The following is a 19,526-nucleotide window of genomic DNA, read 5'->3' on the forward strand; positions in this document are numbered from 1 at the left end:
TCGCGCCTCATAGTGAGGCCCAATGATCGTCGTTTATGCCTTTGCCGCAGCACTCGGCTATTTCCTCGGCTCAATCCCGTTCGGCCTGGTGCTGACGCGCCTCGCCGGCACGCAGGACATCCGCACCATCGGCTCCGGCAATATCGGTGCCACCAATGTGCTGCGAACCGGCCGCAAGGGCCTGGCCGCCGCGACGCTGCTGCTGGATGCGCTGAAGGGCACCGTGGCGGTGATCATCGCTGGCAGCGTCGGCGGCCCCTATGCCGCGATGATCGCCGGATTATGTGCTTTCCTCGGCCACCTCTTCCCGGTCTGGCTGAACTTCAAGGGCGGCAAGGGTGTCGCGGTCTATATCGGCATCATGCTCGGCCTGTTCTTCCCGGCCGCCATCGTGTTCTGCCTGGCCTGGCTGGCCTGCGCCTTCACCTCGCGCTACTCGTCGTTCTCGGCCCTGGCCGCCAGCGCCATCACGCCCATCTTCCTGTGGTGGTACGCTTCACCACAACTGGCGATCCTGGCAACGATCCTGACCCTGCTGCTCTGGTACATGCACCGCGAAAACATCAAGCGGCTGCAGGCGGGGACCGAAGGCAAGATCGGCGCGAAGTAGCGCCTACACAACTAAATCTCCGATCCGCCTCAGCGCTTGGCCTTCTCCGACCAGCGATTGTGAAACGTGTTGCTGCATATTCGCGAGGCTCATCCATCCTGTCCGACGCCGATCGTATTCCTGCATGCGATCGGCACCAGCGGTTGGATGTGGGAGCGGCAGTTCAGCGACCTGACAGACTTTCATTGTCTGGCGCCGGATATGCCCGGACACGGCGGCAGCCGAGCCATTCGCTGGCAGTCGTTCGAGCAGTCTGCCGACCTGATTGCAGATCTCATCCGCCGCAAATTTCCGGGCAAACGTGCCACCTCGTCGGGCTCTCGCTAGGTTCCTATGTCGGTCTGCAACTGCTGGCGCGCCATCCCGAAGTCGTCGGGCGCGCGATCCTCAGCGGTCTCAATGTCCAGCCGCTGCCCCACAAATGGCTGCTGAATGCGGCGGCCTACCTGATCGCGCCGCTGATCAAAACAGGGTTTAGCGCCCGTCTCAACGCAAACGCACTCAAGATTCCGGCGGATCAGTTCGACGGTTACCGCCAGTCGCTGCAGGAGCTATCGCTCGGGAGCTTTATCACCGCCAGCCATAATGCGACGGCCTTCACTGTTCCAGCAGCGATTGCGCGCTTGCAAACCCCTACCCTGCTGGTGGCCGGCGCGCGCGAACATCCGATGATCCTGAAGTCGCTTAGTCAGCTTCACAGGCTGCTCCCGAGGTCACAGGCACTGCTCGCCCCGGACGCCGGCCATGGCTGGAACGGCGAGCGCCCTGCGCTGTTCTCCGCGATGGTCAGGTCGTGGTGCATGGCCGGCGAGTTGCCGCCAGATTTGATAAAAGTCCCTTTGTGATGATGCAGATTGGCTGGCCTGCGCCTTCAACTCGCGCTACTCGTCGTTCTCGGCCCTGGCCGCCAGCGCCATCACCCCGATCTTCCTGTGGTGGTACGCTTCACCACAACTGGCGATCCTGGCCACGGTCCTGACCCTGCTGCTCTGGTACATGCACAGCGAGAACATCAAGCGGCTGCAAGCCGGCACCGAAGGCAAGATCGGCGCGAAGTAGCGCCTCCGCGCAGCCGACCGAGATCGTGCCGATGCGGTCGCGGCGCCCGATGATGCGGCATCGGCCGGAAAATCCTGCCTTCTCCGGCAGGACTTTCCGACCTCGTGTCCGTAGCGATCAGCAAAAACACGAATAACTTCAATCCATTCCTCCCGGTCCGGCACTTGCATTAGGCTCTGTGCCGAAACACAAAATTTTGCCGGAAGGGGGCTCCCGTGATTGCAGGTACGTCCAACTACGCATCAGGTTACGTGCGTTTCGCACCACCCGTCTTTCGTCCGACATCGACGCCGGCCGACGCCCAGTCGGACCCATCGGCAGCAGCCGGCCAAACGAACGGCCAGCGATTTAAAGTCTCGGATCTTAAACTAATACAGGGGGCCCATTTCGTGTCCGAGGCCGACGTTCCCGGCTTGCAGGAGCGAATGGAGAAGAATGGGCTGAGGATCGACCCCACGCCACCGTCGGCCTCGAACGATGTGTTTCAAGCCGCCTACGCAGACGTGAAGGTCGACGGCAAGGTGGTCGCAACATTGCTGAACAACGGGACTGCCGTGATGACCAACGAGGCAGCAAAATCGATCGGCGACCAGGCCGACCCGCCCGGCCTCGCGGGACCGGATCTGGCGCAGTGGCGCGCCGACAGCTACGCAAGGTTGGTGGGCGGAAGCGTCGAGAAAGCGATCACAGCAATTTCGCAATCGCAATCCACACCGCCTCAAGCATCCTACGGCGCATCGCAAACGCAGGCCGGCGCCAGCACAGATTTCAGCGCCTGAGGCGCTGTACGCCTGACTTGTTGCGCACTACCTCAAGTTGCGGGATGCTGCCCTCGAGGGGCACCTGCGTGAACACCGACAACCAGACAGTTATCCATCTGACCGACGCCCAGCGGATCGACTGGCTGCGGCTGATCCGCAGCGACAACGTGGGTCCGCGCACCTTCCGCTCTCTGGTCAATCATTTCGGCAGCGCCCGGGCTGCATTGGAGCGGCTCCCGGATCTGGCGAAGCGTGGCGGCGCCGCCCGTCCCGGCCGGATCTGCAGCGAGGAAGACGCAAAGCGTGAACTTGCCGCCAGCCGGAAGCTTGGCATCGACTGGCTCGCACCCGGCGAAGCCGGCTATCCGCCGCGGCTGGCGGGCATCGACGATGCGCCGCCGCTGCTCGGTGTGCGAGGCGCACGCGACGCGCTGATGCGACCGATGATCGCCATCGTCGGCTCGCGCAATGCCTCCGGCGCCGGACTGAAGTTCGCGGAAAAACTGGCGCGCGATCTCGGCGACGCCGGTTTTGTCATTGCCTCCGGCCCGGCCCGCGGCATCGATCAGGCGGCGCACCGCGCAAGTATCAATAGCGGCACCATTGCGGTGCTGGCCGGCGGCCACGACAAGGTCTATCCGCCCGAGCACCTCGACCTGCATTTCGCCATTCTCGAACTCGGCGCGGCGATCTCGGAAATGCCGCTGGGGCACGTGCCGCGGGCGCGAGATTTTCCGCGGCGCAACCGGCTGATCTCAGGCGTCGCCCTCGGCGTCGCGGTGATCGAAGCGGCGCATCGTTCGGGCTCGCTGATCACAGCGCGGATCGCCGCCGAACAGGGCCGCGAAGTGTTCGCGGTCCCGGGCTCGCCCCTCGATCCGCGTGCCGCCGGCACCAACAACCTGATCAAGCAGGGCGCCATGCTGATCACCGAAGCCGCCGACATTATCAACGCCGTCGCGCCGATCATGGAACGGCCGGTCGATTTGCCCGGCCGCGAGCCGGATGAGGTCGCGTCGTTCGATGAGCCCGACAGCAGCGATCGCGCCCGCATCATCAACCTGCTCGGGCCGAGCCCGGTGGGCATCGACGACCTCATCCGCCTCAGCGACACAAAAGCGTCCGTTGTGCGCACCGTGCTGCTTGAACTCGAACTCGCCGGCCGGCTGGAGCGCCACGGCGGCGGGCTGGTGTCGCTGCTCTGAATCTCACTCGGTCGAATTGCGGCCGTCGAACTTTTGTCGCGCGGTCTCGATGTCCGTGAGGTGATGCCGGGCCCACGCGCCGAGCGCCATCACCGGCTCGCTCAGGCCGCGGCCGAGATCGGTGAGTTCATAATCGACCCGCGGCGGCACTGTCGGAAACACCGTGCGGGTGACGAGCCCGTCGCGCTCCAGTCCGCGCAGGGTCAGCGTCAGCATTCGTTGGGAAATACCGCCGACCATGCGCTTCAGCTCGTTGAAGCGGCGCGGCCGGTCGCCGAGCAGCATGATCACCAGCACGCTCCATTTGTCACCGACCCGCGCGAGCACCGCAGCGACGCCACGGCAATCGCTGTGGTCGGGCGTGCTCGGTGCCAGGACAGGCACATCGGTGTGCTCGAGTTTCAAAATTGTGCCTTCTTGTGCGTTCTTCGCCAGTCACTCATGTAGCGTCAGTTACAAATCTATACCAGAGGTGACTGATATGAAACTGCTCCACATCGACTCCAGCGTGCTCGGCCCCCACTCTGTCAGCCGGCAGGTGTCCGCGGCCATCGTCGACCGCCTCGTCAAAGCGACGCCCGGCCTCCAAGTGACCTATCGGGACCTCGCGCAGACGCCATTGTCGCATCTGTCCGGGGCGCATCTTGCCGCCGCTCAGGGCGCCACGCCGGATGCCGCACTCGCCCCCGACCTTGCCGCCGGTCAGGCCGTGCTGGAGGAATTCCTCGCCACCGACATCGTGGTGATCGGCGCGCCGATGTACAATTTCAGCATTCCGAGCCAGCTCAAGGCCTGGATCGACCGTATCGCGGTGGCCGGCAAGACGTTCCGATATAGCGCGGCCGGCGTCGAAGGCCTGGCCGGCGGCAAACGGATCGTTCTCGCCATGTCGCGCGGCAATTTCTATGGCGTTGGCGCACCGGCCGCGGCCTACGAACACGCCGAGACCTATCTGCGCGGCGTGTTCGGCTTCATCGGGGTCACCGACATCGAGGTCATCGTCGCCGAAGGTATCGGCGCCGGACCGGAGCATCGCGAGAAGGCGATCACGGGCGCCTTGCAGGCAGCAACGGATCTTCGCGCGGCATAGCGCCCTGTCATTCCCGGTTCGCGCGCAGCGCCAGCGCGCGCGAACCTCAGCGATTCCCATTGGAATGGCTGGAAATCCGGAGATGTTCAAACATATCGAGATTCCGGGTTCGCGGTCGGCTTACGCCGCCCGCGCCCCGGAATGACGAGCTTACCCGCGAAAGATCGGCGCACCGGCGGGCGACGCGGTGGCGCCGCCATCGACGAAGATTTCCGCGCCCTGGATGTTGGACGCATCATCGGAAGCGAGGAACAGCACGGTCTTCGCTACCTCCTCGGGCTTGCCGAAACGGCCGAGCGGAATCGCCTGTGAGATTCTTGCTTCGAGTGCAGTGACAGCGTCGGGCGTTGGCGCTGCCCGATTCCAGATCGGCGTGCTGGTGCCGCCGGGCGATACGACATTGACGCGGATGTTGCGCGGCGACAGTTCCGACGCCATCACCCGTGCCATGGCACGCACCCCGGCCTTGCTTGCGGCATAGGCCGCGTAGCCGGGATTGCCGAGCACCGAGATCACCGAGCCGTTGAGGATGATCGAGGCGCCGTCGTTGAGATGCGGCGCCGCCGCCTGAACCGTGAAGAACACCGCGGTGATATTGGTTTTCAGCACCGACTCGAAAACCTCCAGCGAGGTGCCGCCGACGGGCGTGCTGGCGCTGATGCCGGCATTGGCGAAGACGATGTCGAGCTTGCCGAATTGCGCCACCGCCCTGACGACCGCGGCTTCGGTGGCGGCCACGTCGGTGGCGTCAGCCACGATACCCAGCGCATTGGGCCCGAGTTCCTCGACAGCCGCATCCAGCCGCGCCTTGTCGCGGCCGGTGATCGCCACCCTCGCCCCCTCCGCCACGAATAGCCGAGCGGTGGCCAGCCCGATGCCGCTATTGCCGCCCGTGATCAGTGCCGTCTTGTTTGCCAGTTTCATCATTGCTCTCCGATCCAATCTGGTTGCATTTAAAAACCAGATAGACATTTAGAGTAAATGGTTTCATAATGCAACCACTTGGCCGCCGAAAAGCTTGCGCCCAGCCGGAGATGCGTCATGGCGAAACGAACAAGTCTGGAAACCGCCGCCTGCCCGATCGCCCGGGCGATGAGCGAAATTGGCGACGGCTGGTCGATGCTGATTATCCGCGACGCCATGATGGGCGTTCGCCGCTTCAGCGAATTTCAGAGGAAGCTTGGGCTGGCGAAAAACATTCTCGCCACGCGGCTGCGCGCGCTGGTGGCAAACGGCATATTGACGATGGAGGCGGCAGCCGACGGCAGCGCCTATCAGGACTATGTGCTGACGGCGAAGGGACGCGCGGTGTTTCCCGTTATGGTGGCGCTAAGGCAGTGGGGTGAAGATCACGCATTCGGCCCCGGCGGCTGTAACAACAGACTCGTGGACCGCCACACCGGCCAGCCGGTGCGAAGACTCGAACTGCGATCGGCCGATGGCCGGTTGCTCGGCGCGGGCGACACGGAAGTAAAGTCCACGATGTCAGGTGCCTGATGAGCTGGATCCGTTGCTCAGTCGCACCAGCACCTCACTGGCTTCCATCTGGGCCATGTCGAGCAGGTATGCGAGCGTCTCCAGGCCATGGCGGTGCGCAATCTGCGACAACTCGGTGATCGCATCCCGGAGATAATGGGCGGCCTCACCCGGGTCGCCATCGCGGACCGGCTCGTCGCCGCTGGATGACGTCATTGCGCTGGCCTTCCGTCGGTCACGGCTTGGGGCCGGCAAATGGGTCAAGTTTCGGCGCCACAATGCAACCAACGCGCGCAATTTACAACCATAAGTAAATGCGGCCTTGTGTTTTCCCTGTGCCATCAACACTTGACGATTTGACACGGGCATCCTCTAGACCCATGTTCGCCGCGAAACGGCCGACGCGACTCTCGCGGAACCGGCCCGAATTTCCCCTATAAGCTATTGGAATGACATGAATATCGTCATTGTCGAGTCGCCTTCCAAGGCCAAGACGATCAACAAGTACCTCGGCTCCGACTACGAGGTGCTGGCTTCGTTCGGCCATGTGCGCGACCTTCCTGCCAAGAACGGATCGGTCGATCCCGACGCTAACTTCCAGATGATCTGGGAGATCGACCCGAAGGCGGCAAGCCGGCTTAACGATATCGCCCGGGCACTCAAGGGCGCCGACAAGCTAATCCTCGCAACCGACCCTGATCGCGAAGGTGAAGCGATCTCCTGGCACGTGCTCGAGGTGCTCAAGGAAAAGCGCGCGCTCAAGGACCACAAGATCGAACGCGTCGTGTTCAACGCCATCACCAAGCAGGCGGTGACCGAGGCGATGAAGAACCCGCGCCAGATCGACGGCGCGCTGGTCGACGCCTATATGGCGCGCCGCGCGCTCGACTATCTGGTCGGCTTTACCCTGTCCCCGGTGTTGTGGCGCAAACTGCCCGGCGCCCGTTCGGCGGGCCGTGTGCAGTCGGTGGCGCTGCGCCTTGTGTGCGACCGCGAACTGGAAATCGAAAAATTCGTGCCGCGCGAATACTGGTCGCTGCTGACGACGCTGTCGACGCCGCGCGGTGAAAGTTTTGAGGCCCGCCTGGTTGGCGCCGACGGCAGGAAGCTGCAGCGCCTCGACATCGGCACCGGCGCGGAAGCCGAGGACTTCAAGCAAGCCATCGAAGCCGCGAAGTTCGAAGTCACCACCGTCGAGGCAAAACCGGCACGCCGCAATCCGCAGGCCCCCTTCACCACCTCGACGCTGCAGCAGGAGGCCAGCCGCAAGCTCGGCTTCGCGCCGGCGATCACCATGCGCATCGCGCAGCGTCTCTATGAAGGCATCGACATCGGCGGCGAAACCACCGGTCTCATTACGTATATGCGAACCGACGGCGTGCAGATCGACAGTTCCGCGATCGTGCAGGCCCGTGCCGTGATCGGCGAGGACTACGGCAAGCAGTACGTGCCGGAAGCTCCGCGGCAGTATGTGGCCAAGGCCAAGAACGCCCAGGAAGCCCATGAAGCGATCCGCCCGACCGACATGTCGCGACGGCCGGACAGCCTGAAGGGGCGGCTCGATAACGACCAGTACCGCCTCTATGACCTGATCTGGATGCGCACCATCGCCAGCCAGATGGAATCCGCCGAGATGGAGCGCACCACCGTGGACATCACGGCCAAGGCCGGCGCCCGCGTGCTGGAACTGCGCGCCACCGGCCAGGTGATGAAGTTCGACGGCTTCCTCGCGGTCTACCAGGAAGGCCGCGACGACGATTCCGAGGACGAGGACAGCCGCCGCCTGCCCGCCATGAGCGAAGGCGAGCCGCTGAAGAAGGAAAAGCTCGACGTCGCTCAGCACTTCACCGAACCGCCGCCGCGCTTTTCGGAAGCATCATTGGTGAAGCGCATGGAAGAGCTCGGCATCGGCCGGCCCTCGACCTATGCCTCGATCCTGCAGGTGCTGAAGGACCGCGGCTATGTGAAGCTGGAAAAGAAGCGCCTGCACGGCGAGGACAAGGGCCGCGTCGTCGTCGCGTTCCTGGAAAATTTCTTCGCCCGCTATGTGGAGTATGACTTCACCGCGGCGCTGGAAGAGCAGCTCGACAAGATCTCTAACAACGAGATCTCCTGGCAGCAGGTGCTCAGGGATTTCTGGGGCGACTTCATCGGCGCCGTCAACGAGATCAAGGACCTGCGCGTGACGCAGGTGCTCGATGCGCTTGACGACATGCTCGGCCCGCACATCTATGCGCCGCGCGAGGATGGTGGCGACCCCCGCCAGTGCCCGACCTGCGGCACCGGCAAGCTCAATCTGAAGGCCGGCAAGTTCGGCGCCTTCGTCGGCTGCACCAACTATCCGGAATGCCGCTACACAAGGCCGCTCGCTGCCGATAGCGAAGCCAGCGCTGACCGCATCCTCGGCAAGGACCCGAAAACCAACCTCGACGTCACCGTCAAGGCCGGCCGTTTCGGCCCCTATATCCAGCTCGGCGACGCCAAGGACTATGGCGAAGGCGAAAAACCGAAGCGCGCGGGCATCCCGAAGAACACCTCGCCCAGCGATATCGAACTCGATATCGCTTTGAAGCTGTTGTCGCTGCCGCGCGAAATCGGCAAGCATCCGGAGAGCGGCGAGCCGATCACCGCGGGGCTCGGTCGTTTCGGTCCGTTCGTCAAGCACGAGAAGACCTATGCCAGCCTCGAGGCCGGCGATGAGGTGTTCGACATCGGCCTCAACCGCGCCGTGACCCTGATCGCCGAAAAGATCATGAAGGGCCCGAGCGGCCGGCGCTTCGGCGCCGACCCCGGCAAGGCGCTCGGCGAGCATCCGCAGCGCGGCGGCACCATCACGGTGAAGAACGGCCGCTACGGCGCTTATGTCAGCGTCGACGGCATCAATGCCACGCTGCCCAGCGACAAGACGCCGGAGACCATCACGCTCGAGGAAGCCATCGCGCTGATCGAGGAGCGCGCCGCCAAGGGCGGCGGCAAGCCGAAGCGTGGCGCCAAGAAGAAAGCGCCAGCGAAGAAGGCTGCGGCCAAGGCCGATACCGCCGATAAGAAACCGGCCAAGAAAGCCGTCGCGAAAAAGGCGGCAGCGAAGCCCAAGGCCGAAGGTGCCGCGGCCAGCAAGGCGCGCGCGCCAGTCAAAGCCAAAACCACGCCGGCCAAGAAGGCCGCCAAAACTGTCGCGAAGAAGAGCGCGGGCAAGAACGGATAATTGTGAGTAAAAAGCGCGACACCGGCTTTCCGACCCAGGATGCGATCGTTGCGTTCGTGCGCACTCATCCCGGCAAGATCGGCACCCGCGAAATCGCCCGCGAGTTCGGCCTGAAGAACGCCGACCGCATCGAGCTGAAACGCATCCTGCGTGAGCTCGCCGACGCCGGCACCATCGCCAAGCGCGGCAAGACCATCGCCGAACCGCTGGCGCTGCCGCCGACCCTGATCGTCGATGTCACCGGTCGCGACAGCGATGGCGAGCTGATCGCCACGCCCGCTGAATGGGACGAAGTCGCCAGTGGCCCGGCGCCCAAGATCCGCATCCACGTGCCGCGCCGCCCTGCTGCCGGCACCGCCGCCGGTGTCGGCGACCGTGCGCTTCTGCGCATCGAGAAACTGGAAAGCGAAGGCGACACCGCCTCCTATCTCGGCCGCGTTACCAAGGTGCTGGACCAGTCACGGCCCCGCCTGCTCGGCATATTCAGAAAATTGCCGGATGGCGGCGGACGGCTGATCCCGGTCGACAAGAAGCAGGCCGGCCGCGGCGAACTCAATATTTCGAAGGCCGACAGCGGCGGCGCCGAGGACGGCGACCTGGTCAGCGTCGATCTGGTGCGCACGCGCGGCTATGGCCTCGCCTCCGGCAAGGTGAAGGAGCGGCTCGGCTCATTGGCTACCGAGAAGGCCGTCAGCCTGATCGCCATCCACTCCCACGAAATTCCGCAGGCATTCTCGCCTGAAGCGCTGCGCGAAGCCGAGGCCGCCAAACAGGCGACGCTGGCTGGCCGCGAGGACTGGCGCGACGTGCCGCTGGTCACCATCGATCCGCCGGATGCCAAGGACCACGACGACGCGGTCTATGCCGAGCCGGATCCGGATCCCGCCAACAAGGGCGGCATGGTGGTCATCGTCGCCATCGCCGACGTCGCTTTCTATGTGCGCCCGGGATCGGCGCTCGACCACGACGCGCTGATCCGCGGCAATTCGGTGTATTTTCCGGATCGCGTGGTGCCGATGCTGCCCGAGCGCATCTCCAACAACCTCTGTTCGCTGGTACCAGGCGAAGCCCGCGGCGCGCTCGCGGTGCGCATGGTGATCGGCCCCGATGGCCGCAAGCGCTCGCACAGCTTCCACCGCATCCTGATGCGCTCCGCGGCGAAGCTGAACTACGCGCAGGCGCAGGCCGCCATCGACGGCCGGCCGGATGATACCACCGGGCCGATCCTCGAGCCGATCCTGAAGCCGCTCTATGCCGCCTATGATCTCGTCAAGCTGGCGCGCGATGAGCGCGATCCGCTCGATCTCGACATCCCCGAACGCAAGATCCTGCTGAAGGCCGACGGCACCGTCGATCGCGTGATCGTGCCGCAGCGCCTCGACGCCCACAAGCTGATCGAAGAGTTCATGATCCTGGCCAACGTCGCGGCGGCCGAGATGCTTGAAAAGAAGGCGCTGCCGCTTATCTATCGGGTGCACGATGAACCGACTCTCGAGAAGGTTCACAACCTGCAGGAATTCCTGAAGACCCTCGACATGCCGTTCGCCAAGAGTGGCGCGCTGCGTCCGTCGCTGTTCAACAGCGTGCTGGCCAAGGTCAAGGGACACGATTCCGAACCGCTGGTGAATGAAGTGGTGTTGCGCTCGCAAGCCCAGGCTGAATACTCCTCCGAAAATTACGGGCACTTCGGCCTGAACCTGCGGCGCTACGCTCATTTCACTTCTCCTATCAGGCGATACGCGGATCTGATCGTTCATCGTGCGCTGATCCGTGGGCTAGGCCTCGGCGAAGGCGCCCTGCCCGATACCGAGACCGTGGAGACGCTGGCCGAAGTCGCCGCGCAGATCTCCGTCACCGAGCGCCGCGCCATGAAGGCCGAACGCGAAACCGCGGACCGGCTGATCGCGCATTTCCTCGCCGATCGCATCGGCGCCACGTTCCAGGGCCGCATCTCAGGCGTTACCCGGGCCGGCCTGTTCGTAAAGCTTGCAGATACCGGTGCCGACGGGCTGATCCCGATCCGTACGCTGGGCACCGAATACTTCAACTACGACGAAGCGCGACACGCGCTGGTCGGGACGCGCAGTGGCGCCATGCATACGCTCGGCGACGTGGTCGATGTGCGCCTGGTCGAAGCGGCGCCGGTGGCCGGCGCACTGCGCTTTGAACTTTTATCGGAAGGTCACGTTGAACGCAGAAGCCAGCGGCGCGAGGCGCGCGGCGATCGGTCTGCCGGCATCGGCCGGAACACGGGCGGCAGGTCCGCCAAGGGGGTCTCGAAGGGACCTTCGACAAAACCGGCCAAGCCACCGAAAAAGATCAAGCTTGGACGAAATGCCCGATTGAAGGCCAAGGCTGCGCAGGGCAACACGACGAACAGCAACGCCGGTGCATCGACAGCCGGCAAACCGAAAAAGCGGAAGGGCAAGTGATGACCGTTACGGAAACCAAGGTCTGGACCCCCGATGCCGTGGTCCCCGAGAAGCGCAATGTCTGGACGGCGATGAAGCGCGGCCTGCGCGGTCGCTGCCCGAATTGCGGCGAAGGCAAGCTGTTTCGTGCCTTCCTCAAGGTCGACGATCACTGTTCGAAGTGCGGACAGGATTTCACCCATCATCGCGCCGACGATCTGCCGGCCTATCTGGTGATCGTCATCGTCGGCCACGTGCTGGTGCCGGTGATTCTGTGGATCGAAACCGATTACGCGCCGGCGATCTGGCTGCAACTCGCTATCTACCTGCCGTTCACGCTGATTGCTTCATTGCTGCTGCTGCAGCCGGTGAAGGGTGCAGTGGTCGGCCTGCAGTGGGCCTTCCGCATGCACGGATTTGGCGACGGCAATCCGGACTGATACGCTGCCCCTCCGCGATCAAGAACAACAAGAAATTTCGGAGGATGGAATGAGCGAGGTCCAGGTCGGCAAGGAAGCGGATCACCATCCGTACAAGCGTCCGCGTGATGCCGCGACGCTGATGCTGGTGGACCGCTCCGGGCCGATCCCGAAAGTGCTGGTCGGCAAACGCCATGCAAACGTGGTGTTCATGCCCGGCAAGTTTGTGTTTCCCGGCGGCCGGGTCGATCCCACCGACAACAGGATCCCGATCGCCGCGCCGCTGCCGCCCGAACTTGAAGCCAATCTCGCCAAGGGCAGTCCGAAGACGCCGCCATCGCGGGCCAGGTCGCTCGCTGTCGCGGCAATTCGCGAGGCCTGCGAGGAGACCGGCCTCTGCCTCGGCCGCAAGACCGACGGCGTCGTGCCGAAACTGAGCGGCGGCTGGGAAGCGTTCAGCGATGCCGGCCTGCTTCCCGATCCCTCCGGTCTGTTCCTGATCGCCCGCGCCATTACTCCGCCCGGCCGCATCAAGCGTTTTGATACCAGGTTCTTTACCGCCGACGCATCGGCCATCGCGCATCGCATCGACGGCGTGGTCCATGCGGATGCCGAACTGGTCGAGCTGGTGTGGGTCGAACTCGGATCGGAGCACCTGGCCGACGCCCACGCCATGACCAAGAACGTGCTCAACCAGTTGCAGAAGCGCCTGGCCACCGGCCCGCTGCGCCATGACGCGCCGCTGCCGTTTTTCCACTGGTACGGCGGCAAGATGCAGCTCGACATACTGCCGGGCGAAGGCTGATTTCCGGGCATCGAAGCGACCGGTTTTCGAGTGATTAACCACTATTTTCATGGGATGGCCGGGAGCCACATACCGGCCCCCGCAGCGCTTGATCTCACCTTCAGGTTGCGATTGGATGCGCCCGGACCGGGCGTTTGCATTGTTCCAGCCGGAGAACGAACATGCGCGGCGTTGTGATCTTTGCAATCATGTTTGCCATCACGGGTGTCATCGATGCCGTGTACTTCAAGGGGCGCTACTTGAAGGATGCCGAAACGGCAATCACCGGGCTTGCATCGCTCGCGACCAAGATCGGCCATTGAACGCGCACTTGTCCCGGTGAAGTCGGCTGTGGACATCCGGCCGGTACTTAGCTCAAATTCAAATTTAATGAGCGACAGAATCCACGGGGCCGCTGAACATCGCGCGCCGCCGTTGCTCCATTGATGCGACGACGAGGTGCTACTCAACAAGTAGCCCGGCGACCTCTGACAAAATCAGCCCCAGTTTGGAAGCATTCTTAAAAACTCTCTAATGCAATCCGGCAAGGAAACCGCTAGCACTTGGATCTCCTGACGCGAGGAGTTCAGACGTGGGACAGTTGCACCGGATCGAAGAGGCCGAGCTTTCGACCTTCACTTCTGTATCGTTGCAATACCGTCAAACTGCAGCGGCGCTTGGCGTGCGGGCACATATGGAAGATGACCCGGTGAAAGTCCGCGCCATGCTTGATCTGGCTTTGGCCTGGATTCAACTCGCGGAGAACGAAGAGCTGATGGCGAGCGAATACCGCGCTGGCGACAACGAGTTCTGACGCTCGTCGCTGCGCCGAATTCGAATGGGCCACGACGCCGGCGGTCGGGGACAGCGGCGGGCAATTCTCACCTTCGACGCACGTAAATCGCAATAATCTTCTCGGTCCCCGGGGGTACCATCAGGCCGCGCTGTGCCTATCTCTGGCCGGTCATCACATGGGGATCTGGCAATGGCGAAGCGTCAGTTGCGGCTCGGGGCGTTCATGCGGCCGGTCAGCATTCACACCGGAGCCTGGCGTTATCCCGGCGCTCTCCCCGACGCCAACTTCAATTTTCCCGCTCTGAAGCAGATGATCCGGAAACTGGAGGCCGGCAAGTTCGACGCCTTCTTCATGGCCGACCATCTCGCCGTGCTCAACATGCCGATCGAGGCGTTGAAGCGCAGCCACACCGTGACATCGTTCGAGCCGTTCACCCTGCTGTCGGCGCTCGCCGCGGTCACCGACCATATCGGGCTGGTGGCCACCGGCTCCACCACCTTCGACGAGCCGTATCACGTCGCCCGCCGTTTCGCCTCACTCGACCACGTCTCCGGCGGCCGTGCCGGCTGGAACATCGTCACCACCTCAAATCCCGATGCGGCGCTGAATTTCGGCCTCGACGATCACATGGAGCATGCCGAGCGCTACAAACGCGCCCGCGAATTCTACGACGTGGTCACCGGCCTGTGGGATTCCTTCGCCGACGACGCCTTTCCGCGCGACGTCGAGAGCGGCATCTACATGAATCCCGACAAGATGCATGTGCTGGATCACAAGGGGAAATACTTCAAGGTGCGCGGACCGCTGAACATCGCCCGTCCCGTCCAGGGCTGGCCGGTGATCGTGCAGGCCGGCGCTTCGGACGACGGCAGGCAACTGGCAGCGGAAACAGCCGAAGCGGTGTTCACCGGCGGCGGTGCGATCGGCGATGCGCAAAAGCTCTATGCCGACATCAAGGGCCGTATGGACAGACTTGGCCGGAACCGCGACCATCTGAAGATCCTGCCCGGCGCCTTCGTGGTGGTCGGCGACAGCGTCGAGGAGGCCCGTGAGAAGCGCGCCCTGCTCGACAGCAAGGTGCACTACGCCAACGCCATCGCTTCGCTGTCGATCAGCCTTGGCACCGACGCCTCCGGCTTCGATCCCGATGGGCCGCTGCCCGACAATATTCCGGAGACCAACGCCAGCAAGAGCGGACGCCAGCGCGTGATAGATCTCGCTGCGCGGGAAAACCTGACGGTCCGCCAGCTCGCGCAGCGGCTCGGCGGCTACGGCGGTTCGGCCTTTGTCGGCACGCCCACGACCATTGCCGACCAGATGCAGGAATGGCTGGAGACCGAAGCCTCGGACGGCTTCAACATCATGTTCCCCTATCTGCCCGAAGGCCTCAACGACTTCGTCGACAAGGTCATCCCGGAACTGCAACGCCGCGGTATTTTCCGCACCGAGTACGAGGGAACCACCCTGCGGGAGAATCTGGGCCTGCCACGCCCCGAAAACCGCTTCTTTCCGGGCTAAAGGGCCGGATTCGGGCGGTTATTGCGACTGGAAAACCTTGACTTTGGGGCGTTCGAGGCTAGTTTGCGCCCCAACGCGGCCAGTGCTCTGGCTGTCACCGATTCCTGACATTCAGAGGTTTTGCCATGGCCAAAGCGGTCACCATCAAGGTTAAGCTCGTTTCCACCGCGGATACCGGCTTCTATTACGTCGCCAAGAAGAATTCTCGCACCATGACCGACAAGATGGTCAAGAAGAAGTATGACCCGGTGGCGCGCAAGCACGTCGAGTTCAAGGAATCCAAGATCAAGTAAGCGCTGTCTCTTCAGCTGCTGACGGATTGAACGGGACCCGAAAGGGTCCCGTTTTTTTGTTGTGCTGAAATGGACGCGTCGTCACCTTCAGGTGCGAGCCTTCGCGAGATCCGAAGGGCGACAGCGCGGGGCATCATCCTTCGAGGCTCGCCGAAGACGGCGAGCACATCAGGATGGCGGCGGAGATCGCAGAGCCGCTTACGCCGCCGCCGCAACCACGCGATTGCGGCCATCGTGCTTGGCACGGTACAGCGCCACGTCGGCGCGCTTGAGGACGTCGGCGATCGGCTCGCCCTTCTTTTCAAGCGTCGACAGGCCGATCGAGATGGTGACGTCGATCCGCTTGCTGCCCTTGTCGATGGAGAACGGCTCGCCGGCGATGGCACGGCGCAGCCGCTCCGCCACCATGCCGGCCACATGCTGGTCGGTCTCCGGCATCACGATGACGAACTCCTCGCCGCCGTAGCGACAAGCGAGATCGATGCCGCGGATCGACTTGCGGATACGCACCGCGAACTCGCGCAGCACGTCGTCGCCGGCATCGTGGCCGTGGTTGTCGTTGATCGATTTGAAGAAGTCGATATCGAGCATCATCAGTGCCAGCGGCTTGCCGCGCGTCGCGGCCTGCTCTGCCAGCGTCTCCAGATGGCTTTCCATGTAGCGGCGATTGTGCAGCCCGGTGAGGCCATCGGTGATGGCCATCTCGATGGAATTCTGCATGTTGTCGCGCAGGTGATCGGTGTAGCGGCGACGGCGGATCTGCGTGCGCACCCGCGCCAGCAATTCGTTCTTGTCCACCGGGCGCATCAGGTAGTCGTTGACGCCGATTTCCAGACCGCGCAACAGCCGGGCATTGTTGTCGGCGTCGGCGATCGCCAGGATCGGCACCTGCCTGGTGCGCTCCAGCGAGCGCGCCTGGCTGCACAGCCGAAGCCCGTCGAAATTTTCAAGGCTGAGCGAGACGATCAGCAGATCGTAGTTGCCATCGGCCGCATGGAAGAGCGCCTCGGCGGGGTTCGGCTCGACATCGACGGTATGCTCGGCCGAAAGCACCGGCGCCAGCCGCTCATAGGATGACGGCCGGTCGTCCACCAGCAGGATGCGGCCGCCCTTGCCGAGATCGGACACGGCGCTACGCTCGGGCGCCTGCACGCCGATTTCCAGCGAGGTGATGGCGCGCATGCGTAGTTCGTCAGTCATCATCTTCAGCCGGGTCAGCGACCGAACGCGCGCGATCAGCACCACGTCGGACACCGGCTTGGTGAGGAAATCATCGGCGCCGGCCTCGAGGCCGCGCACGCGATCGGCCGGGCTGTCGAGCGCCGTCACCATGACCACCGGAATGAAGTGCGTTGCCGGATTCGACTTCAGCCGGCGGCAGACCTCGAAGCCATCCATGTCGGGCATCATGACGTCGAGCAGAATGATATCGCATTCGGCGCGCGAGCAGATTTCCAGCGCCTGCGCGCCGTTCGATGCGGTGACCACATCGAAATACTCAGCCGAAAGCCGCGCTTCCAGCAATTTGACATTGGCGGGAATATCGTCGACGACCAGGATACGCGCGGACATCGAAAATCTCCCTACCCGATAAAACGTCGAACGGTTTCTATAAATTTGCCGACTGAAATTGGCTTGGACAGGTAGGCCTCGCACCCGCCCTCGCGAATGCGCTCCTCATCACCCTTCATAGCGAAAGCGGTGACGGCGACCACCGGAATCGCACGCAGTTCGGGATCGTCCTTGATCCAGCGTGTCACTTCCAGGCCGGAGACCTGCGGCAGCCGAATATCCATCAGGATCAGGTCAGGATGCAGCTTGCGCACAAGGTCGAGCGCTTCGAAGCCGTTGCTGGTGCCGGCGGTGTTATAGCCGTGGGCCTCCAGCAGATCGCGAAAGAGCTTCATATTGAGCTCGTTGTCCTCCACGATCAGGACGGTTTTGGCCATCCCATCCTCCAATCCCGAACGTCAACGTTCAATGACCGCCAGGCGAAGTGCGATCGCCGCGCAGCCAGACGTTTCCAAAGCGAATCCAGATGTCCGTCAGATCTGCTCCGGCCCACCCGACCAGAGCGCCTTTGTCACCTGTGCTATCTTCCACATCATGGAATCGCTCCGGTGACTTCGGCATGTTGCTTCAAAATAGAGACTATAAGTTACGGAAAGGCAAACGCAGGCGATGAAAAAAACCCGTCATAACCCGAAGGAAGTGGCTGAAATCGTTGCAATTCAGGCCCTTTCCTTTGTCGCCGGCGAGCCCGAGCGACTGGGCTTATTTCTGTCCGAGACGGGAATCGGGCCGGAGACGCTGCGGTCCGCTGCTACCGATCCTCAGTTCCTGGTCAGCGTACTGGACTTCGTGCTGCGCGATGACGAGACGGTGAAGGCGTTTGCCGCCGCCTCCGACCTCCACCCGACGACGATTGCGGCGGCGCGGCAGGCGCTGGGCGAATCCGACACACGTGACGCACCGTGACCGACCGCCCGCCAGAGCCGAGCGGACCGCGCTGCTTCTGCCGGGATTGCCTTGCTGACCAAAATGCCGGCGCGACGCGCTGCAGCGCCTGCGGCTCGCCGCGGCTGCTGCGTCACCGCGCCCTGCCCGCGCTGACCATGGCGCATATCGATTGCGACGCGTTCTACGCCACCGTGGAAAAGCGCGACAATCCGGACCTCGCCGACCGGCCGGTGATCATCGGCGGCGGCAAGCGCGGTGTGGTGTCGGCGGCCTGCTACATCGCCCGCACCTATGGCGTGCGTTCCGCCATGCCGATGTTCAAGGCGCTGGAACTCTGCCCCTCGGCCGCGGTGGTGCGGCCTGACATGGCCAAATATGTCCGCGTCGGCCGCGAGGTGCGCCGTGCCATGCAGGCGTTGACGCCGCTGGTGGAACCGCTGTCCATCGACGAGGCGTTCCTCGACCTCGCCGGCACCCAGGGCCTCCACGGCATGATCCCGGCAAAGGTGCTGGCGCGGTTTGCCGGCCAGGTCGAACGCGACGTCGGCATCACCGTGTCGGTCGGCCTGTCGGTGAACAAGTTCCTGGCCAAGATCGCCTCCGACCTCGACAAGCCCCGCGGTTTCGCGGCCATCGATCAGGCCGATGCCTGCGCCATGCTGACCGAGCGCCCGGTGGGCTTCATCTATGGCGTGGGACCGGCGACTGCTGAACGGCTGTCGCAGCGCGGCTTTCGCAAGATCGGCGACCTGCAGCGCGCCGACGAGGTCGAGTTGATGAAACAGTTCGGCGGCGAAGGCCGCCGGCTGTGGCGGCTGGCGCGCGGCATCGACGACCGCAAGGTGGTGCCGGACCGTGGCGCCAAGACCATCTCCAACGAGACCACCTTCAACGACGATATCCGCGACTTCGCGGCGCTCGAGAAGATCCTGTGGCGACTGTCAGAGAAGGTGTCGTCGCGACTGAAGAGCGGCGAACTCGCCGGCACGACGATCACGCTGAAACTGAAGACCGCCGACTTTCGCCAGCGCACGAGGTCGCAGTCGATCCATGCTCCGACGCAACTGGCGGCCAAGATCTTCGCGATCTCGCGCGAGATGCTGGCCAAGGAAATCGACGGCACCGCGTTCCGCCTGATCGGCACCGGCGTCAGCGCGCTGGTGCCGGGGTCGCAGGCCGGCGACACCGACATGATCGACCGCCGCTCCGCCGATGCCGAGCGGGCCATGGATGACCTGCGCAGGAAATTCGGCAACGCCGCGGTAATTCGCGGCATCGCCTATGACGGTCCTGAGAAGGCGAACGAGTAGCGGCGCCAAACGGCCTAGGCTCTTGCCCCGGACGCGATGCAATACCGAGTATAGCTTCGCAGATCCGGGGCCCATCTCATAGAAGCTGGCGTTCGTAGGGTGGGAAAAGGCGCTGTTGCGCCGTGCCCA

Annotated in this window: 21 protein-coding genes and 1 pseudogene; 17 read left to right on the plus strand and 5 right to left on the minus strand. The window is 63.6% G+C overall.

What is annotated here, in order from left to right:
• Nucleotides 1-22 precede the first annotated feature (22 nt).
• The 5 genes and pseudogenes from plsY (at nucleotide 23) to dprA (ending at nucleotide 3,635) form a co-directional block, all read left to right on the plus strand.
• A complete protein-coding gene (gene plsY / locus ACUXVA_RS24215) occupies nucleotides 23-610 on the plus strand; it encodes a glycerol-3-phosphate 1-O-acyltransferase PlsY (protein ID WP_265083300.1) in 588 nt (195 codons plus the stop codon).
• Between the two features lie 147 nt (nucleotides 611-757).
• Complete coding sequence (locus tag ACUXVA_RS24220; protein WP_445493349.1) at nucleotides 758-937, plus strand: hypothetical protein; 180 nt, start codon at nucleotides 758-760, stop codon at nucleotides 935-937.
• A gap of 528 nt (nucleotides 938-1,465) precedes the next feature.
• Nucleotides 1,466-1,669, plus strand: a pseudogene (locus tag ACUXVA_RS24225) (glycerol-3-phosphate acyltransferase); the annotation flags it as partial.
• Between the two features lie 389 nt (nucleotides 1,670-2,058).
• Nucleotides 2,059-2,448 carry a hypothetical protein gene (locus ACUXVA_RS24230; RefSeq protein WP_445488646.1) on the plus strand — a complete coding sequence of 130 codons (390 nt, stop codon included), beginning with the start codon at nucleotides 2,059-2,061 and terminating at the stop codon, nucleotides 2,446-2,448.
• 44 nt (nucleotides 2,449-2,492) lie between these two features.
• Complete coding sequence (gene dprA, locus ACUXVA_RS24235; RefSeq protein WP_445488648.1) at nucleotides 2,493-3,635, plus strand: DNA-processing protein DprA; 1,143 nt, start codon at nucleotides 2,493-2,495, stop codon at nucleotides 3,633-3,635.
• Between the two features lie 3 nt (nucleotides 3,636-3,638).
• Here the strand turns inward: dprA and ACUXVA_RS24240 are convergent, their stop codons facing one another.
• On the minus strand, nucleotides 3,639-4,040 hold the full coding sequence (locus ACUXVA_RS24240) for a winged helix-turn-helix transcriptional regulator (protein WP_265083297.1): 402 nt from the start codon (nucleotides 4,038-4,040) through the stop codon (nucleotides 3,639-3,641).
• A gap of 76 nt (nucleotides 4,041-4,116) precedes the next feature.
• Between ACUXVA_RS24240 and ACUXVA_RS24245 the strand changes: the two genes are divergently transcribed.
• Nucleotides 4,117-4,725 carry an FMN-dependent NADH-azoreductase gene (locus ACUXVA_RS24245; RefSeq protein WP_265083296.1) on the plus strand — a complete coding sequence of 203 codons (609 nt, stop codon included), beginning with the start codon at nucleotides 4,117-4,119 and terminating at the stop codon, nucleotides 4,723-4,725.
• A gap of 150 nt (nucleotides 4,726-4,875) precedes the next feature.
• Here ACUXVA_RS24245 and ACUXVA_RS24250 read toward each other — a convergent pair whose 3' ends face one another.
• Complete coding sequence (locus ACUXVA_RS24250; protein ID WP_445488651.1) at nucleotides 4,876-5,649, minus strand: SDR family oxidoreductase; 774 nt, start codon at nucleotides 5,647-5,649, stop codon at nucleotides 4,876-4,878.
• 117 nt (nucleotides 5,650-5,766) lie between these two features.
• Here ACUXVA_RS24250 and ACUXVA_RS24255 point away from each other — a divergent pair, with 117 nt between their 5' ends.
• On the plus strand, nucleotides 5,767-6,222 hold the full coding sequence (locus ACUXVA_RS24255; protein WP_265083295.1) for a winged helix-turn-helix transcriptional regulator: 456 nt from the start codon (nucleotides 5,767-5,769) through the stop codon (nucleotides 6,220-6,222).
• Here ACUXVA_RS24255 and ACUXVA_RS24260 read toward each other — a convergent pair.
• Nucleotides 6,211-6,417, minus strand: a complete 207-nt coding sequence (locus tag ACUXVA_RS24260) for a hypothetical protein (protein WP_265083294.1) — start codon at nucleotides 6,415-6,417, stop codon at nucleotides 6,211-6,213. The genes ACUXVA_RS24255 and ACUXVA_RS24260 overlap by 12 nt on opposite strands.
• Nucleotides 6,418-6,655: 238 nt before the next feature.
• Here ACUXVA_RS24260 and topA point away from each other — a divergent pair, with 238 nt between their 5' ends.
• The 8 genes from topA to rpmG all read left to right on the plus strand — a co-directional run bounded on the left by topA (nucleotide 6,656) and on the right by rpmG (nucleotide 15,627).
• Nucleotides 6,656-9,406 carry a type I DNA topoisomerase gene (topA, locus tag ACUXVA_RS24265; RefSeq protein ID WP_445488654.1) on the plus strand — a complete coding sequence of 917 codons (2,751 nt, stop codon included), beginning with the start codon at nucleotides 6,656-6,658 and terminating at the stop codon, nucleotides 9,404-9,406.
• A 2-nt stretch (nucleotides 9,407-9,408) separates the two neighbouring features.
• On the plus strand, nucleotides 9,409-11,838 hold the full coding sequence (rnr, locus tag ACUXVA_RS24270; RefSeq protein ID WP_445488656.1) for a ribonuclease R: 2,430 nt from the start codon (nucleotides 9,409-9,411) through the stop codon (nucleotides 11,836-11,838).
• Nucleotides 11,838-12,257, plus strand: a complete 420-nt coding sequence (locus ACUXVA_RS24275; RefSeq protein ID WP_265083291.1) for a DUF983 domain-containing protein — start codon at nucleotides 11,838-11,840, stop codon at nucleotides 12,255-12,257. Before rnr ends, ACUXVA_RS24275 begins: the two co-directional genes overlap by 1 nt.
• Nucleotides 12,258-12,306: 49 nt before the next feature.
• Nucleotides 12,307-13,041, plus strand: coding sequence for an NUDIX hydrolase (locus ACUXVA_RS24280; RefSeq protein ID WP_265083290.1), 735 nt, complete (start codon nucleotides 12,307-12,309; stop codon nucleotides 13,039-13,041).
• 161 nt (nucleotides 13,042-13,202) lie between these two features.
• Nucleotides 13,203-13,343: a hypothetical protein gene (locus tag ACUXVA_RS24285; protein ID WP_265083289.1), complete on the plus strand. Its 141-nt coding sequence runs from the start codon at nucleotides 13,203-13,205 to the stop codon at nucleotides 13,341-13,343.
• Nucleotides 13,344-13,612: 269 nt separating this feature from the next.
• Nucleotides 13,613-13,834 carry a hypothetical protein gene (locus tag ACUXVA_RS24290; protein ID WP_265083288.1) on the plus strand — a complete coding sequence of 74 codons (222 nt, stop codon included), beginning with the start codon at nucleotides 13,613-13,615 and terminating at the stop codon, nucleotides 13,832-13,834.
• Nucleotides 13,835-14,005: 171 nt separating this feature from the next.
• On the plus strand, nucleotides 14,006-15,334 hold the full coding sequence (locus ACUXVA_RS24295) for an LLM class flavin-dependent oxidoreductase (RefSeq protein WP_445488660.1): 1,329 nt from the start codon (nucleotides 14,006-14,008) through the stop codon (nucleotides 15,332-15,334).
• Nucleotides 15,335-15,459: 125 nt separating this feature from the next.
• Nucleotides 15,460-15,627: a 50S ribosomal protein L33 gene (gene rpmG, locus ACUXVA_RS24300; protein WP_265083286.1), complete on the plus strand. Its 168-nt coding sequence runs from the start codon at nucleotides 15,460-15,462 to the stop codon at nucleotides 15,625-15,627.
• A gap of 198 nt (nucleotides 15,628-15,825) precedes the next feature.
• Here rpmG and ACUXVA_RS24305 read toward each other — a convergent pair whose 3' ends face one another.
• Entirely contained in the window at nucleotides 15,826-17,199 is a 1,374-nt protein-coding gene (locus ACUXVA_RS24305) for a PleD family two-component system response regulator (protein WP_265083285.1), read from the minus strand.
• A gap of 11 nt (nucleotides 17,200-17,210) precedes the next feature.
• Nucleotides 17,211-17,576 (minus strand): response regulator, encoded by a 366-nt coding sequence (locus ACUXVA_RS24310; RefSeq protein ID WP_445488663.1) that lies wholly within the window; start codon nucleotides 17,574-17,576, stop codon nucleotides 17,211-17,213.
• 232 nt (nucleotides 17,577-17,808) lie between these two features.
• Between ACUXVA_RS24310 and ACUXVA_RS24315 the strand changes: the two genes are divergently transcribed.
• Nucleotides 17,809-18,105: a DUF3572 domain-containing protein gene (locus ACUXVA_RS24315; protein ID WP_445488665.1), complete on the plus strand. Its 297-nt coding sequence runs from the start codon at nucleotides 17,809-17,811 to the stop codon at nucleotides 18,103-18,105.
• Nucleotides 18,102-19,397, plus strand: a complete 1,296-nt coding sequence (locus ACUXVA_RS24320; protein WP_445488667.1) for a DNA polymerase IV — start codon at nucleotides 18,102-18,104, stop codon at nucleotides 19,395-19,397. Before ACUXVA_RS24315 ends, ACUXVA_RS24320 begins: the two co-directional genes overlap by 4 nt.
• Nucleotides 19,398-19,526 lie beyond the last annotated feature (129 nt).

The sequence above is a fragment of the Rhodopseudomonas sp. RCAM05734 genome, assembly GCF_052658035.1.